Source organism: Pseudomonas sp. TMW 2.1634, assembly GCF_001703595.1.
Classification (GTDB): domain Bacteria; phylum Pseudomonadota; class Gammaproteobacteria; order Pseudomonadales; family Pseudomonadaceae; genus Aquipseudomonas; species Aquipseudomonas fragi.
The window spans coordinates 3,408,076-3,424,143 of record NZ_CP016849.1 but is presented as its reverse complement, the minus strand read 5'-3'; the positions used below and the strand labels follow the sequence as shown (position 1 = coordinate 3,424,143).

The following is a 16,068-nucleotide window of genomic DNA, read 5'->3' as shown; positions in this document are numbered from 1 at the left end:
GATGGTGGTTCGACTGCCAGCATGGGCATCGGTTCGCCACTAAGCTTATGTAGAGCCAATTAGAGTTGTTTTGCAGGCGATCCGTCTATCCCCGCGTTATAAAAGAGGCTGCATCGCGAGTCTCAGGCGCGTTAGGATGCGCGATGCCGAGGGTCCGCCCACGGTGAAATTCGCCAGCAAGGGGTTTGCAATGACTGACATCACCAAGGCCACGCCACGCGCCGTTGAGATCGTAAAGCGCGAGAACGGCTATCAGGGTTTTTACAAACTTGATCGCGTGCACCTGCGTCACGAACTCTTTGCCGGTGGCATGAGCCGCGAGATCAGTCGTGAAGTGTTTGTGCGCCATGACGCCGTGTGTGTGCTGCCCTACGACCCGCAGCGTGATGAAGTGGTGCTGATCGAGCAGTTCCGCGTCGGTGCACTGGGCAAGACCGAAACACCGTGGCTGATCGAGCTGGTTGCCGGGCTGATCGACAAGGCCGAAGTGCCGGAAGAGGTCGCCCACCGCGAAGGTGAAGAAGAAGCCGGGCTGACGTTTTCGTCCCTGTGGCCCATCACCCGCTATTTTCCGTCACCCGGTGGCAGCACCGAGTTTGTCCATCTCTATCTGGGCCGTTGCAGCTCTGAAGGTGTGGGGGGCTTGCATGGTCTGGAGGAAGAGGCAGAAGATATTCGTGTAACGGTATGGGCGTACGAAGATGCGCTGCAAGCAGTTCGTGATGGGCGTATTTCCAATGCAGCGAGCATTATTGCCCTGCAATGGCTGGCGCTTAATCGCGCTGAAGTGAGGGGGTTATGGTCGTAAATGGGGTTCGCGATCGTTATCGGGTCGATCTGATCGGGCTGCAGGCCGCTTGCGAGGCCAACTATGCGCGCCTGATGCGTTTGCTGCCCGAAATGCGCGAGCAACCCGGCCCTCGTCAGATTGCCGTGACCCAGGGCGACCAGATGCTGGGCGTGCTGACGCTGGAGGTGATCCTCGATTGCCCGTACACCAGCACCCTGCGTGTCAGCCAGCAGCACAGCCTGCCGTGGTTGCCGGTGCCGCAGTTGCAGGTGCAGGTGTACCACGATGCGCGCATGGCCGAGGTGGTCGCGGCCGAGCATGCGCGGCGTTTTCGCAGCATCTACCCGTACCCCAACCTGGCCATGCACCAGCCTGACGAAAAAGCCCAGCTCAATGTGTTTTTGGGTGAGTGGCTCAGCCATTGCCTGGCCTGTGGCCATGAATACGCAGAAGTGCGCTAGCCTTGAAGAAAAACCTCCCCGGGAGAGCCGCCTTGCCGAATGTATCCACGCTGACCACCGAAGACCCGGTGCTGCTGGTGCAGCTCTCTGACAGCCACCTGTTTGCTGATGCCGATGGCTCGCTGCTGGGCCTCAAGACCGCACAAAGCCTGCAACAGTTGATCGACCTGGTGCGTGCCGAGCAGCCGCAGATTGACGGCCTGCTGGCCACGGGCGATTTGACCCAGGACGGCAGTGTCGAGGCCTACCAGCGCTTTCGCACACTGACCGCACCACTGGCGGCCTTTGGTCGCTGGATCCCCGGTAATCACGACCAGTTGGCGCCAATGCGCGAAGCTGCCGTGCAAAGCCGTCTGCTGGAGCCCGTGGCCGATATTGGCAACTGGCGCATCACGATGCTCAATTCGGCGGTGCCCCATTCCACCCCCGGTTACCTGGAGGACGACCAGTTGCAACTGCTGGCTCAGTCCTTGAGCGAAGCTCCTGATCGTCATCACCTGGTGTGCCTGCATCACCACCCCGTGTCGGTGGGCTGCCAGTGGCTGGAGCCTATCGGCCTGCGCAATGCCAAGGAGTTCTGGGCGGTCATGGACCGTTATCCACAGGCCCGGGCGGTGCTGTGGGGGCATGTCCATCAGCCGTTTGACCAACAGCGCAACAATGTTCGGTTGCTGGCGTCGCCTTCAACTTGCATCCAGTTCGCTGTCGGCAGCCCGGACTTCAAGGTCAGTGGTGAGGCGCCGGGCTATCGCTGGTTGCGCCTGCAACCAGATGGCACGTTGCAAACCGGTGTGTCGCGCCTGGCGGATTTCTCCTTTGAGCCGGATTACAGCGCCAACAATTACTGAAATATCTTGAAGCGAGTCATTGCCCCTGAGTCAGGCTAAACTGCGCGTCTTTCTTGATGCTGTGTTCAGCTTAACGGGTCTTCGGGGGTCATCGCATGTCGGGTTCCATCTTGTATATCCACGGTTTCAACAGCGCCCCCGAGTCGAAGAAGGCATCGCAACTGATTACGGTGATGCAACGCATGGGCCTTGGCGAGCAACTGCGCGTGCCCGCCCTGCATCATCACCCGCGTCAGGCCATCGCCCAGTTGCAGGCTGCAATCCGTGAGCTGGGCAGCCCTTTGCTGGTAGGCAGCTCGCTCGGCGGCTACTATGCGACATGGTTGGCCCGTCAACATGGGCTCAAGGCCTTGCTGGTCAACCCGGCCGTCAGCCCGCACCGGATGTTCGACGGCTATCTGGGTACGCAAACCAATCATTACAGCGGCGAAACCTGGGAATTGACCCACGATCATGTTCAGGCGCTGGCCGAGCTCGAAGTGCCAGCCCCCCAGGACGCGCAGCGCTGTCAGGTGTGGTTGCAGACCGGCGATGAAACCCTGGACTACCGCTACGCTGAACAGTATTACGCGGCGTGTACGTTGCGTATCGAGGCGGGTGGTGATCACAGCTATCAAGGCTTTGCCCAGCAATTGCCCGATCTGCTGAACTTTGCAGGGATCAGCACCGAACAGTTTAAAACCATCGACTTCGCGGCCCTTTAAGGCGCCCGTCGAATGGCCCTTATTTTTCATTTACGACTAACGACGAGACCCTATGGCCACTCCCAGCGCTAGCTCTTATAACGCCGACGCCATCGAAGTCCTCTCGGGCCTCGACCCGGTGCGCAAACGCCCCGGCATGTACACCGACACCAGTCGGCCCAACCACCTGGCCCAGGAAGTCATCGACAACAGTGTCGACGAGGCCCTGGCCGGCCACGCCAAGTCGGTGCACGTCATTCTGCACGCCGATCACTCGCTGGAAGTCAGCGATGACGGGCGCGGCATGCCGGTGGACATCCACCCGGAAGAGGGTGTGCCGGGTGTCGAACTGATCCTCACCAAGCTCCACGCCGGCGGCAAGTTCTCCAACAAGAACTACCAGTTCTCCGGCGGCCTGCATGGCGTGGGCATCTCGGTGGTCAACGCGCTGTCGACGCTGGTACGGGTCAAGGTCAAGCGTGACGGCAACGAGTACCAGATGACCTTTGCCGATGGCTATAAAGCCACCGATCTGGAAATCATCGGCACCGTGGGCAAGCGCAACACCGGCACCAGCGTGTACTTCGCGCCGGATCCGAAATACTTCGATTCACCCAAGTTTTCCGTCAGCCGCCTTAAGCACGTGCTCAAGGCCAAGGCTGTGCTGTGCCCGGGGCTGCTGGTCACGTTCGAAGACAAAAACACCAACGAAAAGGTCGAGTGGCATTACGAAGACGGCCTGCGTTCGTATCTGGTCGATGCTGTCAGCGAATTTGAACGCCTGCCCGATGAGCCATTCTGCGGCAGCCTGGCCGGTAACAAGGAAGCCATCGACTGGGCCTTGCTGTGGCTGCCCGAGGGCGGCGACAGCGTTCAGGAAAGCTACGTCAACCTGATCCCCACTGCCCAGGGCGGCACTCACGTCAACGGTCTGCGCCAGGGTTTGCTCGATGCCATGCGCGAGTTCTGCGAATTCCGCAGCCTGCTGCCGCGCGGCGTGAAGCTGGCGCCTGAAGACGTGTGGGAGCGCATTGCGTTCGTGCTGTCGATGAAAATGCAGGAACCCCAGTTCTCCGGCCAGACCAAGGAGCGTTTGTCATCCCGTGAGGCGGCGGCATTTGTCTCGGGCGTGATCAAGGACTCCTTCAGCCTGTGGCTCAATGCCAACCCCGAGTTGGGCATGCAACTGGCGGAACTGGCGATCAACAACGCCGGGCGCAGGCTCAAGGCCAGTAAAAAGGTCGAGCGCAAGCGCATCACCCAGGGCCCGGCCTTGCCGGGCAAGCTGGCCGACTGCGCCGGGCAGGACCCGATGCGTTCCGAGCTGTTCCTGGTGGAAGGTGATTCCGCCGGCGGCTCAGCCAAGCAGGCGCGGGACAAGGAATTCCAGGCGATCCTGCCGTTGCGCGGCAAGATCCTCAACACCTGGGAAGTCGACGGCAGCGAAGTGCTGGCCAGCCAGGAAGTGCACAACATCGCCGTGGCCATCGGTGTCGATCCGGGCGCGGCCGACATGAGTCAGTTGCGCTACGGCAAGATCTGCATCCTGGCCGACGCCGACTCCGACGGCCTGCACATCGCAACCTTGCTCTGCGCCTTGTTTGTGCAGCACTTCCGCCCGCTGGTGGATGCCGGCCACGTTTATGTAGCCATGCCGCCGCTGTACCGCATCGACCTGGGCAAGGAGATTTTCTATGCCCTGGACGAAGCCGAGCGCGACGGCATCCTCGACCGGCTGGTAGCCGAGAAAAAACGCGGCAAGCCGCAGGTCACGCGATTCAAGGGCCTGGGTGAAATGAACCCGCCGCAGTTGCGCGAAACCACGATGGATCCCAACACCCGTCGTCTGGTGCAATTGACCTTGGAAGACTTCGCCGCCACTTCGGAAATGATGGATATGCTGCTGGCCAAAAAGCGCGCCGGTGACCGCAAGTCCTGGCTCGAATCCAAAGGCAACCTGGCGCAGGTGCTGGCCTGATGCGCAGTGCCTTGCTGGGCTTGCTCTGCCTGGGTGCTGCGCCAGTAATGGCCGATACCTGGCCAGAGCTGGCGTTGCAGTCAGAGCATCCGGTTGAAGGCATGCGCGGCGGCAATCTGTCCGGGCTGGCAGTGTGTGCAGGTGAGCTGTGGGCGGTGTCTGATCGCGATGACGATCAGATTTATCGCCTCGATACCCGCGAGCCACTGTGGCACGCCGAAGCCTTGGCCATCGACGTGCCACCGCCGCCGGAAAGCGGCTTGCCGTGGGGTGTGCGCATGATGGGCAAGGCCATCAGCCCGCTGCGTGGCGGCGAGCTGGATTTTGAAGGGATCAGTTGCGATGAGGCGGGCAACCGTTTCGTGGTCAGTGAGGCCCATGCGGCGGTGCTGCAAATCCCCCAGGCGGGCGCGCCTTCATGGCTTAAAATCGACCCGGCGCTGGTGCGTCAGGCCCGTGCCAGCGGCATGTTGCTGCATTTTAATGCGCTGTTCGAGGGTATTGCGGTCAACCCGCAGGGCAATCAGATATGGCTGGCGGCCGAGCGTGAGCGCCGTGGCTTGCTGACTATCCGCAAAAAACAGAGTGTGTGGGACTGCGAAAACGGCTGCGTGCTGATGAGCGAAGGCGGGCTTGAACAGCCACCGGCGCAACTCAAGGCAAAGGCTCAGCAAAAGGACTTTGCCGACCTGACGCTGTTCGAGGGCAAGCTGTTTACCCTTGAGCGCATGGCCTATCGCATTTGCCGGCGCACCCCGGACACGGGCGCCATCGAACGTTGCTGGTCATTTGCCAATGACGCCCTGACCGATGCTCGGCGCTACAACACCGGCTATGGCAACAGCGAGGCCCTGAGCCTGGATGCCAAGGGCGCCTGGGTTGGCGTCGACAATGGTAACCATGCCCGCGCCGATGGCGAAAAACGCCCTATTGTCTGGCGTTTTGCTGCCCCGCAAGGTGGCTGGAGTGCCAAGCCATGAGCCAGCAAGCACCGGGTAAAGGCGTGGGGCGCGTCTTCATGATCGTGGCCTGGTGCGCGGGCCTGTACCTGGCCACGCAATTTTTCGGGCGTTGGGAGCAGCGCCAGCAAAACCCCAATACTGAAGTCACCTCGCAGCAAGGCGAGGGCTATATCGAAGTCAAACTGCTCGGCAACGCCCAGGGCCATTTCGTCGCCAGTGGCCGGATCAACAACGTGCCGGTGGAATTTTTACTCGATACCGGTGCCACCGATGTGGCGGTGCCGATGGACCTGGCCAGGCAACTGGCCCTGCCCAAAGGCGTCCCGGTGACGCTGAACACCGCCAACGGCCGCGCCCAGGGTTACCAGACCCGCATCGACCGCCTGCAACTGGGGGCCATTGTATTGCGCGACGTGCGTGCAGTGGCGGCCCCGGGGCTAGAAGGCGAGCAAGTGCTGCTGGGCATGAGTGCACTGAACAAACTTGAATTTACCCAGCGCGGCGGCACCATGCTGCTGCGCCAGACAACGAACTGAATGAGGTCCGCATGAGCGACTCCCTTGATCTCAGCCTGGACGGCGTAGAACGCCGGTCACTGGCCGACTTCACCGAACAGGCCTACCTCAACTACTCCATGTACGTCATCATGGACCGGGCCTTGCCGCATATCGGCGACGGCCTCAAGCCTGTACAACGGCGTATTGTCTACGCCATGAGCGAGTTGGGCCTGGACGCAGACTCCAAGCACAAGAAGTCGGCGCGTACCGTCGGTGACGTACTCGGCAAGTTCCACCCCCACGGCGACTCGGCGTGCTATGAGGCAATGGTGCTGATGGCGCAGCCGTTCAGCTACCGCTACACCCTGGTCGACGGCCAGGGCAACTGGGGTGCGCCGGACGATCCCAAGTCGTTCGCGGCCATGCGTTACACCGAGGCGCGTTTGTCGCGTTACTCCGAAGTGCTGCTCAGCGAACTGGGCCAGGGCACGGCGGACTGGGTGCCAAACTTCGACGGCACCCTCGACGAACCGGCGGTGTTGCCGGCACGTTTACCCAATATCCTGCTCAATGGCACCACCGGCATCGCTGTGGGCATGGCCACCGACGTGCCACCGCACAACCTGCGTGAAGTGGCGGCGGCCTGCGTGCGTTTGCTCGACGAGCCCAAGGCCACGGTTGAGCAACTGTGTGAGCATATTCAAGGCCCGGACTATCCGACCGAAGCCGAGATCATCACCCCGCGCGCCGACCTGCTGAAGATCTACCAGACCGGCCGTGGTTCGGTGCGCATGCGCGCCGTGTACCACGTCGAAGACGGTGACATCGTGGTTACCGCGCTGCCGCATCAGGTGTCCGGTGCCAAGGTGCTGGAGCAGATTGCCGCGCTGATGCAGGCCAAGCCGACCAAATTGGCGATGGTCACCGACCTGCGCGACGAATCGGACCACGAAAACCCGTGCCGTATCGTCATCATCCCGCGCAACAACAAGGTCGACCTCGACGAACTGATGCAGCACCTGTTCGCCGTTACCGAGCTGGAATCCACGTTCCGGGTCAACATCAATATCATCGGCCTGGACGGCAAGCCGCAGCTGAAAAACTTGCGTGCATTGCTGGTGGAATGGCTGGAGTTCCGCGTCAACACCGTGCGCCGCCGCCTGCAGTTCCGCCTCGATAAAGTCGAGCGCCGCCTGCACCTGTTGGACGGTTTGCTCACCGCTTACCTGAACCTCGATGAAGTGATCCACATCATCCGCACCGAGGAACACCCCAAGGCCGAGCTGATTGCGCGTTTTGCCCTGAGTGAAACCCAGGCCGACTACATCCTTGATACGCGCCTGCGCCAATTGGCCCGTCTGGAAGAGATGAAGCTGCGCGACGAGCAGGATGCGCTGCGTAAAGAACAAGCCAAGCTGCAAACCCTGCTGGGCAGCGAAGCCAAGCTGAAAAAGCTGGTGCGCACTGAATTGCTGGAAGACGCCAAAACCTACGGCGATGACCGTCGTTCGCCAATCGTCGCGCGCGCAGAAGCCAAGGCCCTGTCGGAAAACGAGCTGGTGCCGACTGAAGCGGTTACGGTTGTTCTGTCTGAAAAAGGTTGGGTGCGTTGCGGTAAAGGTCACGACCTTGACGCGACCGGTCTGTCCTATAAAGCGGGGGACGGCTACAAGACCGCTGCGGCGGGGCGTTCCAACCAGTTTGCGGTGTTTATCGACTCTACAGGGCGCAGCTACTCGGTGGCCGCGCACACCTTGCCGTCGGCCCGTGGCCAGGGCGAACCGCTGACCGGTCGTCTGACACCGCCGCCGGGCGCGACGTTCGAGTGCGTGCTGTTGCCGGAAGATGACGCGTTGTACGTGATCGCCTCCGATGCCGGTTATGGTTTTGTGGTCAAGGGTGAAGACCTGCAGGCCAAGAACAAGGCGGGTAAAGCGTTGCTCAGCCTGCCTAAAGGCGCGCAGGTGATGCAGCCACGGCCGGTGGCCGATCGCGAGCACAACTGGCTGGCCGCGGTGACGACCGAGGGTCGCCTGCTGATTTTCAAGGTCAGCGACTTGCCGCAACTGGGCAAGGGCAAGGGCAACAAGATCATCGGCATTCCCGGCGATCGCGTGGCCAGTCGCGAGGAATACGTCACCGATATCGCGGTGCTTCCAGACAATGCCGCATTGGTATTGCAGGCGGGCAAGCGTACCTTGACGCTCAAGGCAGACGACCTGGAGCACTACAAGGGTGAGCGTGGCCGGCGTGGCAACAAACTGCCCCGTGGTTTCCAGCGTGTAGACGCTTTGCTGGTAGAAACGCTCAATTAAGCCTGTTTAGCGTGCCCGATCTGCGTTTTTACGCGCAGATCGGCGCGACAGCGCTGGAGTCAGGCCCGATATTCGCGGATGATATGCCGCGTTTGCGGCACGGCCTAGGGCAATGTGCGTTGCGAGCCTTTCGAGAATTACACTGCGGCTCGCCACATGGCGGCCACCTGGATGGAATGATGAACGTTCTACGCCTTCCTTTAATTGCGTTGCTGACCGGTGTACTGGGCTTGGCGGGGTGCAGCACGCACCAGCCGGCGGCCCTGTACCAGCTGGACAGCGGCACCCCCGGCCAGCCCGCGCAAAGCGCCGGCATGGCTGTGGTTCTTGGCCCGATCAGCGTGGCCGACTACCTGCAACGTGAAACCCTGCTGCAGCGCCAGCCTGATGGCAGCCTGAGTGCTGCCACCGATGGACGATGGGCTGGCAGCCTGTCGGCCGACATCGATCAGTTGCTGGTGCGCCAACTGGCGTGGCGCCTCGATAGCCAGCGTGTGGTCCAGGCCCCCGCACCTGCGGGCTTCAGCCCGGATGTGCAGGTGCTGTTGTCGATCACTCGCCTGGACTCGGGCAAGGACCTGCCAGCTGTGCTGGACGCACAATGGCGCTTGATTGACCGTCGCGGGCAAGTGCGTGACAACCGCATCGTCCACCTGGAGCAGCCGCACGCGGGCAGCACGGCGGATCAGGTCAAGGCCCAGGGCAAGCTGTTGCAGCAACTGAGTGAACAATTGGCGGTGGCACTCAAGCCGCTGGCCAATCAGCCACCGTTGGTGGAAGCGCCCAAGGCGCCGACCAAGGCGGCGCCCAAGCAGGGTGCGGATAAACCTCGTATCCCGATGGCTTCGCCGATACGCACGGATATGGAAGTGTTCCGCTTCTGAGGCTGTGGCCAGAAACAAAAAAATCCCGCACTTGTGCGGGATTTTTTATGGAGGGGCAAAAAGCCCCTCACCCTAGCCCTCTCCCGGAGGGAGAGGGGACTGATCGGGGGATGCTTGAGCTTTAATGCAATTTGACAGATTGGCAGTGAATTCGAAAATAACACGGTTAGCTCCCTCTCCCTCCGGGAGAGGGTTGGGGTGAGGGGCTTTCAGCTTTTGACCTTACCCACGACTCTCATGCATGCGCGCCAGCTGGCGCTCCAGCATCGAAGGGTAAGGCTCCATCAGGCGCTCGACACAGCAGGCGCCTTCAGGGCTGGCAATCGGGCGGATGCGGGCACGCTGGCGGATCAGCGGGTCATCGCTGATCTTGCGTTCCACCAGCAGCAGATTGCGGCTGTGCTGCGACAGTGCCAGGGCGTCCTGAGCCGTTTCAGTCAACAGCAGATCGATCTGGCTGATGCCGCTCAAACCCTCGCCCAGCACCAGGCCCAGCTGCAATTGCAGGGTGATGCCGCTGTCTGCCACTTCGATCTGCAAGGCATGGCCCAAGGCCCGCAGCAGCTCGCCGCAGCAAATGGCGTTGGTCAGGTAGTCGTCGCCGCTGTCTTCACTGTGGAACAGCATCAGCGTACTGCCATCGTTGAGCGTGTGCAGTTCGCTCTGGTACAGCGAGGCCGCCTGGTTCAGGCAGTCGCGGTAGCGCTCCAGCAGTTCCATCAGGCGGGCGCGGGGCAGGCGGCGCAGTTGTTCTTGCGCGCCAAGTTGCACGGCCAGTACGGCGCAGGGCTGAGGCGTAGCCGGGCTAACCGGTTTCGGCTTGACCAGTGCAGCCGGGGCGGCACTCGTGCCGGTATCGCGCAAGTCGGCAAACGGGTCTTCGTCGTCGTTGTCGTCTTCAGCGGTGCTGATCACCTGGCGCGGCACCGCTTTGGGTGCAGGTACAGCCGGGGTCTGGTCGAACGACGGGTCGCTCAGGTTGCGTACTTCGAACGTCGGCTCGTTGTCTTCAGCGTCTTCGTAGTCGCTGTCGTCGTAGTCTTCTTCCGGTTCTGGCTCGGGTTCTGGCTCTGGTGCCGGTGGGGCAAGGCGCGAGTGAAGCTGGCGGGCCAGATCACCGATCTCGTCCTGGCGCTGAATGGCCGGGGTATAAGGATCGGGTTCGCGCAACCAGACCCGCAGTTGCAGCAGGGGCGTGGTGATATGACGGCCCAGGCGCAAGCTCAGGGCCAATGCCAGGGCCAGCAGGATGGCCGCCAGAATGCCCATGCTCTGCAGGCTGATGGTCATCGGCTGTTCGAACTGGTTCATGTCCAGGCTGATGCGCAGGTGCCCGGCGGTCACATCCTGAAAGGTGATCTTGGTCTGGTACAACCCCTGGGTTTCGCCCAGCAGGCCGTTTTTGGGGCGTTGCCCGGCTTCGGCGAGGATGCGGTTATCCACGCTATAGATAGCTGCGTGGGCTACCAGCGGGTTTTTGGTCAGGTTGTTGAGCAGCACGTTGAGGCTGAGGATATCGTTGGACACCAGCAGCTCGGTCGCCGAAGTGGCGGTTTGCGTGGTCAGGCTCTGGCCCAGGGCGTCGGCCTGCTCGTGCATGGCCTGCTTGAATTGCAGGCCCATGACCACGGCATAGATGACCAGCGCCAGGGCGACCAGAATCACGTTATGGCTGGCGATACGCAGAGCAAGCGGAACGCGGCGATCGCGCAGGGCCCGGAAGATCAGCAGGAAGAAATTATCGGTTTTGACAGGCGATGGCCGGTTCACTGAGCGCGGCTCTTAGTCCGTTAAGTTGGTGCGCAGTATAGCGAGCGGCCTGAGGGCGGCAAAGCCTTGGCGGTGCCCGATGGTCACTGAAAGTGGGTAGAATGCGTTTTTTTTAGCGAATGGGGGTGTGCCTTGCGCGAAATCGTCCTGATAAACATCACCGGTGAGGACCGTCCAGGTCTCACTGCGGCCATTACCGGTGTACTGGCCAGCAATGGTGTGAATATTCTCGACATCGGTCAGGCCGCCATCCACGGCGTTTTGTCGTTGGGTTTTCTGGTGGAAATTCCACACGCCGAGCAAGTCTCGGCAGTGCTCAAGGACCTGCAACCCCTGATCGCCCAGGAAGGCCTGCAACTGCGTTTCGACCCGATCAGCGAAGAGCATTACCAGCGCTGGGTCAACGAGCAAAGCCAGACCCGTCATGTGGTGACGCTGATGAGCCGCCAGGTCACGGCCCATGAGCTGCAGCGCGTGACCTCGGTGATCAGCCAGCACGGTTTGAACATCGAGCAGACCGATCGCCTGTCCGGCCGTGTACCGCTGGATGCCCCGACCGAAGCGAGCAAAAGCTGCATCGAGCTGCGTGTATGCGGCGAGCCTGCGGACATTGACGCCCTGCGTGCCGAGTTCTTCAACCTGGCCCAGGAGCTGGGTGTGGATATCGCCCTGCAGGAAGACACCCTGTTCCGTCGCAACCGCCGCCTGGCGGTGTTCGACATGGACTCGACACTGATTGAAGCCGAAGTGATCGACGAGTTGGCCAAGGCCGCCGGCGTGGGTGAGCAGGTAGCGGCCATCACCGAGCGCGCGATGGCCGGTGAGCTGGACTTCAAGGCCAGTTTCAAGGAGCGCATGGCGCTGCTCAAAGGGCTGGACGTGGGCGTGCTGGATGCCATCGGTGCTTCACTGCGCCTGACCGAGGGCGCCGAGGTGTTGTTCGCCGAACTTAAGCGGCTGGGCTACAAGACGGCCATCCTGTCCGGCGGTTTCACCTACTTCGCCAAGCAGGTGCAGGCCAAGCTGGGCATCGACTATGTGTTCGCCAATGAGCTGGAAGTGGTGGACGGCAAGGTGACCGGCGTTGCAGTCGAGCCGATTGTGGATGCACAGCGCAAGGCGGACTTGCTGCGCGAACTGGCGCAAAAGGAAGGCTTGAGCCTGGAGCAGACCATCGCGGTCGGTGATGGCGCCAACGACTTGCCGATGCTGGCGATTGCCGGGCTGGGTGTGGCATTCCGTGCCAAGCCGCTGGTGAAGAAGTCGGCCAAACACGCGATTTCGACCCTGGGTCTGGATGGCGTGCTGTACCTGCTGGGCCAGCGTGACCGTAACAGCCAGGGCTAAAACAGCCCTGTAAATGACCTGTGGGAGCGGGCTTGCTCGCGATGCTGACACCTCGGTGCATCTGATTCACCGAGGTGATGCAATCGCGGGCAAGCCCGCTCCCACAGGGGGTCGGGTTATTCGGCGTGCGCCGGTACACCCATTTTCTGACCCATCATCACCGGCGTTCCTGCCGCCAGGCCTTCGGCCCATTTCACCTGATCCGCGCCAAACAGCACGATTGCCGTCGAACCCAGTTTGAAGCGACCCAGCTCGGCACCTTTCTCCAGGTGGATCGGCGCACGGGCAGCTTCGTCGTAACGGAAGGTTTTCAGCTCGCGTTTCGGCGGGGTGACCAGGCCGGCAAACACGGTTTCAATCGATGCCACGATCATGGCGCCGACCAATACCACGGCCATCGGGCCGCGCTCGGTGTCAAAAATGCACACGGCGCGCTCGTTGCGGGCGAACAGTTCCGGCACGTTTTCGGCGGTGGTCTGGTTGACCGAGAACAGGCGGCCCGGCACGTAGATCATCTCGCGCAGGGTGCCGGCCAGTGGCATGTGTACGCGGTGGTAGTCCTTGGGCGACAGGTAAATGGTGGCGAACTCGCCGCCCATGAACTGCGCCGCAACGGCCGGGTCGCCACCGACCAGTTCCAGCACGCTGTAGCTGTGGCCTTTGGCCTGGAATACACGACCGTGCTCGATCGGCCCCAATTGGCTGACAGCGCCATCGGCAGGGCTCAACACCGCACCCGGGGTTTGATCCAGCGGGCGCGCGCCGTCTTTCAGGGCACGGGTGAAGAAGGCGTTGAAGTGCTCGTAGGCGGTGACGTCTTCAACCAGGGCCTGGGACATGTCCACCTGATAACGCTTGGCGAACCAGCTGGTGAACGCATTCTTGAACCAGCGCACGCGGCATTCGGCAATGCAGCCGGCCAGGCGTGACAGCAGGTGATGCGGCAGCAGGTACTGACTGAGGAGAAACAAACGCTTTTTCATTCAAGGTCCTTAATTTTTTACAGGTAGCTCGACGGGGGTGTCGGGGTGGTTGCCCCATTCGCCCCAGGAGCCGGCGTAGCCTTTGACGCGCGGATAGCCGAGCGCTTTGGCAACGAGATAAGTAAAGCCAGAACGGTGGTGGGTCTGGCAGTGGGTAATCACTTCTTTGTCTGGCGTGATGCCCAGGTCCTTGAGGACCTGCGCCATGTCTGTGCGAATACGCAGGCTGCGGGTTTTATCCATGCCGGCGGTCCATTCCAGATGCTTCGCCCCGGGGATGTGCCCGCCCTTGGCTGCCAGCACTTTTTCACCGGTGTATTCGGCTTCGCTGCGCGCATCCCAGATCGCCAGGTCAGCAGCGCCCAGTCGGCTTTGCAGGTATTCGCGGGTTGCGGTGGGTTCGTCATGCAGGGTCAGCGAAACCGGAGCCGTGGCTGCGTCCGGAAGGTAATGGCTCAGGGCCAGACCTTCAGCAATCCAGCTGTGAATGCCGCCATCCAGATAGTGATAAGCCTTGTGGCCGATGACATCCAGCAACCAGATAAACCGCCCGGCCCAACCGCCGCCTTCGTCGTCATACACCACATAGACCGCGTCTGGGCTGTGGCCAAGCTCGCTGAACAGCGCTTCCAGCGCCGCCTGCGTCGGCAGCAGGCCGGGCGCCGGTGGCAAGCCCAGTTGCGTACGTTTCGGGTCGACGAAGCGAGCCCCCGGAATATGCCCGGCTTCGTAACGCGCAACGCTGGTCAGGTCGACCAGGATCAGTTCGGGAGCGTCGAGCCGGGCAAGCAGGTCGCGCGGTTCAATCACTAACGGCAAGCCAGAGAAGCCAGGCATGTGAAGCCTCCAGAGCAAAAAAGGGGGGGATTGTAGCGCTAGCGCCCGCGACTACTAAAGCTATTCAGGGCTTTCTCGATGCATTGGGCGGTTTTGCCAAATGCCTGCACGCTGGTTTCGGAAAACGGTCCGCCGCCCTGGTCCGCGAGGATCAGCATGACCACGCGGCCGTTATTGCTCAGCGAGCGTAGCAGCAGATGCTCGCCGGGGAACAGGCTGCGCAGGGCGTAGGGCAAGACGGCGGAGATCACCGCGTTGTTTTCGGGCGTCAGGCGCACTTGCGCAGGTTGTGTCATCAAGCGTTGCAGTGCGGTGCTGTCGCTGATGTTCACATTCAGGTCGAAGGCCGTTTTTGCCAGCCCGGCAATCTGGTTAACGCTCAGGCTGGTCGAGGTTTTGTCAGCCATCAGCAGCATGACCCGGCGCATGCCGCAGGCCACCAAGGCGTCGCGGGCACAGGTGGTCAGGTGCATGGGGTTGGTGAATGCGCTGGGTTGTGCCAGCAGTTGCCCGCAATGCCTGCGCCAGGCAACCAGTGATTCGGCCGAGGGCGGCGGGGCAGCCAGCGAACTGTGCCCGCTGCGGCGCGCATCCCACGGCCAGAGCAATGCCTGGGCCGGGTGCCAAAGGTCGGGGGTGGAGTGATAGCGCGCGCTGCTTGCGGCCTGTTGATGCGCCTGCTGCTGGACTTCGTCCAGTGGCATTTGCAGGTACAGGCTGGTGACGTACTGCCAGCGCAGGTTGTGCGGGGTGTCCCAGGCCTGCTGGGCCGACAGTGCAAGGCAGTTGGCCAGCAATACGCTGTTGGCGGGCTGATTGAGCCAGCGCCGCAGCGCCGGGTCGGCGTCCAGGTGTTGTTGCTGGCGCAGCGGGTGATGGCTGTCGCGGGCGATATGCAGCACGTTGACCAGGGTGCGGCGCTCTTCGGTGATCACGGTGTAGCCGTGCATCACCCAGGCGGGCAGGCGCCACAGCTCGGCCAGGGTACGGCAGATATCAAACAGCGGTACGCCAAACAGCTGCAGCTCGACCTTTTTGGCGCATTCATTGTGCTCGACCACCCGCCGTTCCCAGGCTTCGAGCAGCTGTGGGTGGGTGAGCGCCAGGGCCCACAGCGGCGACAGAAACAGCAAACTGCCCCAGTAGATTTCCTGCCAGAGCCGCGCTAGGCGGTTGCCGAACAAGCCTATGGCCTGTTGCGCCGCGTGTTGGCTGATCAGCTGGATTTGCCGGTAGGCCAGCGGGATATCTTCGAGCGCCAGGGCGGGCACGCGTTCGAGCAACGCCTGGGTGCGCTTTAGGCCCAAGCGGTTGATGGCCACTTCAAGGCTTTCGGCAGGTTCGCTCAAGCTGCTTTGCGCTTGCTGGTTGGCCTCGCGGATCAGCCTCAGCGCCAGCGCCGGGCTGTCCTGCATGACTTCGGCAATTTCGCGCAACGAACGGCGACTGTCATTGATTGTCTTGAAGACCCGCGCATGGCTGGCTTGCGGGATCGGCAGGTCGACTGCGTCCAGGTGGGTCACCCAGGCATCCAGGGTGGTGGGTGTTGATGTCGGTGCGCTGGTTTCGTTGGCCATAATGGGGACGCGATGATCATCCAATGTGGGGGTCGAATGGCTTTTCGGCTCTACCGGCTATAGTCTGGCGCAGATTCGCCGATAAGGAGAAGAAGAGTTTTAGCTACGCTGGAATATGACCTTGAACCGACCCAAG

At 61.8% G+C, this 16,068-nt stretch carries 14 protein-coding genes; 10 read left to right on the top strand and 4 right to left on the bottom strand.

The genetic code is table 11. The features are described 5' to 3' along the window. Positions 1-190 precede the first annotated feature (190 nt). The 9 genes from BFC21_RS16215 to BFC21_RS16175 all read left to right on the top strand — a co-directional run bounded on the left by BFC21_RS16215 (position 191) and on the right by BFC21_RS16175 (position 9,418). Entirely contained in the window at positions 191-808 is a 618-nt protein-coding gene (locus BFC21_RS16215; protein ID WP_029611704.1) for an NUDIX domain-containing protein, read from the top strand. Continuing rightward, a complete protein-coding gene (locus tag BFC21_RS16210; RefSeq protein ID WP_086799110.1) occupies positions 799-1,251 on the top strand; it encodes a DUF1249 domain-containing protein in 453 nt (150 codons plus the stop codon). The genes BFC21_RS16215 and BFC21_RS16210 overlap by 10 nt, the downstream gene beginning before the upstream one ends. A 32-nt stretch (positions 1,252-1,283) precedes the next feature. Then, complete coding sequence (gene cpdA / locus BFC21_RS16205) at positions 1,284-2,099, top strand: 3',5'-cyclic-AMP phosphodiesterase (RefSeq protein WP_088378365.1); 816 nt, start codon at positions 1,284-1,286, stop codon at positions 2,097-2,099. 95 nt (positions 2,100-2,194) lie between these two features. Continuing rightward, on the top strand, positions 2,195-2,803 hold the full coding sequence (locus BFC21_RS16200; protein WP_088378364.1) for a YqiA/YcfP family alpha/beta fold hydrolase: 609 nt from the start codon (positions 2,195-2,197) through the stop codon (positions 2,801-2,803). Between the two features lie 52 nt (positions 2,804-2,855). Next, complete coding sequence (gene parE / locus BFC21_RS16195) at positions 2,856-4,760, top strand: DNA topoisomerase IV subunit B (RefSeq protein ID WP_088378363.1); 1,905 nt, start codon at positions 2,856-2,858, stop codon at positions 4,758-4,760. Continuing rightward, complete coding sequence (locus BFC21_RS16190; protein ID WP_095004285.1) at positions 4,760-5,740, top strand: esterase-like activity of phytase family protein; 981 nt, start codon at positions 4,760-4,762, stop codon at positions 5,738-5,740. Before parE ends, BFC21_RS16190 begins: the two co-directional genes overlap by 1 nt. Then, entirely contained in the window at positions 5,737-6,258 is a 522-nt protein-coding gene (locus BFC21_RS16185; protein ID WP_088378361.1) for a TIGR02281 family clan AA aspartic protease, read from the top strand. Before BFC21_RS16190 ends, BFC21_RS16185 begins: the two co-directional genes overlap by 4 nt. An 11-nt stretch (positions 6,259-6,269) precedes the next feature. Continuing rightward, positions 6,270-8,534, top strand: a complete 2,265-nt coding sequence (parC, locus tag BFC21_RS16180; RefSeq protein ID WP_083369659.1) for a DNA topoisomerase IV subunit A — start codon at positions 6,270-6,272, stop codon at positions 8,532-8,534. Between the two features lie 179 nt (positions 8,535-8,713). Next, complete coding sequence (locus BFC21_RS16175) at positions 8,714-9,418, top strand: membrane integrity-associated transporter subunit PqiC (RefSeq protein ID WP_029611705.1); 705 nt, start codon at positions 8,714-8,716, stop codon at positions 9,416-9,418. Between the two features lie 222 nt (positions 9,419-9,640). Here BFC21_RS16175 and BFC21_RS16170 read toward each other — a convergent pair whose 3' ends face one another. Continuing rightward, positions 9,641-11,188: an AhpA/YtjB family protein gene (locus tag BFC21_RS16170; protein WP_088378360.1), complete on the bottom strand. Its 1,548-nt coding sequence runs from the start codon at positions 11,186-11,188 to the stop codon at positions 9,641-9,643. Positions 11,189-11,320: 132 nt separating this feature from the next. Between BFC21_RS16170 and serB the strand changes: the two genes are divergently transcribed. After that, positions 11,321-12,535, top strand: coding sequence for a phosphoserine phosphatase SerB (serB, locus tag BFC21_RS16165; protein WP_088378359.1), 1,215 nt, complete (start codon positions 11,321-11,323; stop codon positions 12,533-12,535). A 116-nt stretch (positions 12,536-12,651) separates the two neighbouring features. Here serB and asd read toward each other — a convergent pair whose 3' ends face one another. From asd to BFC21_RS16150, 3 genes are read right to left on the bottom strand one after another with little or no spacing between them, the layout of a single operon-like run. Beyond that, positions 12,652-13,518, bottom strand: coding sequence for an archaetidylserine decarboxylase (gene asd, locus BFC21_RS16160; protein WP_088378358.1), 867 nt, complete (start codon positions 13,516-13,518; stop codon positions 12,652-12,654). 9 nt (positions 13,519-13,527) lie between these two features. Further along, the gene (locus BFC21_RS16155) at positions 13,528-14,355 is read right to left on the bottom strand and encodes a rhodanese-like domain-containing protein (protein ID WP_088378357.1); all 828 of its coding nucleotides are present in this window, start codon (positions 14,353-14,355) and stop codon (positions 13,528-13,530) included. 38 nt (positions 14,356-14,393) lie between these two features. Next, a complete protein-coding gene (locus BFC21_RS16150) occupies positions 14,394-15,932 on the bottom strand; it encodes an HDOD domain-containing protein (protein ID WP_088378356.1) in 1,539 nt (512 codons plus the stop codon). Between the last annotated feature and the right edge of the window lie 136 nt (positions 15,933-16,068).

Excerpts from the sequence above, each read along its gene's own strand:
- asd (WP_088378358.1), bottom strand. The coding sequence starts at position 13,518 with ATGAAAAAGCGTTTGTTTCTCCTCAGTCAGTACCTGCTGCCGCATCAC.
- BFC21_RS16200 (WP_088378364.1), top strand. The coding sequence starts at position 2,195 with ATGTCGGGTTCCATCTTGTATATCCACGGTTTCAACAGCGCCCCCGAG.
- BFC21_RS16155 (WP_088378357.1), bottom strand. The coding sequence starts at position 14,355 with ATGCCTGGCTTCTCTGGCTTGCCGTTAGTGATTGAACCGCGCGACCTG.
- BFC21_RS16175 (WP_029611705.1), top strand. The coding sequence starts at position 8,714 with ATGAACGTTCTACGCCTTCCTTTAATTGCGTTGCTGACCGGTGTACTG.
- parE (WP_088378363.1), top strand. The coding sequence starts at position 2,856 with ATGGCCACTCCCAGCGCTAGCTCTTATAACGCCGACGCCATCGAAGTC.
- BFC21_RS16185 (WP_088378361.1), top strand. The coding sequence starts at position 5,737 with ATGAGCCAGCAAGCACCGGGTAAAGGCGTGGGGCGCGTCTTCATGATC.
- BFC21_RS16215 (WP_029611704.1), top strand. The coding sequence starts at position 191 with ATGACTGACATCACCAAGGCCACGCCACGCGCCGTTGAGATCGTAAAG.
- BFC21_RS16190 (WP_095004285.1), top strand. The coding sequence starts at position 4,760 with ATGCGCAGTGCCTTGCTGGGCTTGCTCTGCCTGGGTGCTGCGCCAGTA.
- BFC21_RS16150 (WP_088378356.1), bottom strand. The coding sequence starts at position 15,932 with ATGGCCAACGAAACCAGCGCACCGACATCAACACCCACCACCCTGGAT.
- BFC21_RS16210 (WP_086799110.1), top strand. The coding sequence starts at position 799 with ATGGTCGTAAATGGGGTTCGCGATCGTTATCGGGTCGATCTGATCGGG.
- parC (WP_083369659.1), top strand. The coding sequence starts at position 6,270 with ATGAGCGACTCCCTTGATCTCAGCCTGGACGGCGTAGAACGCCGGTCA.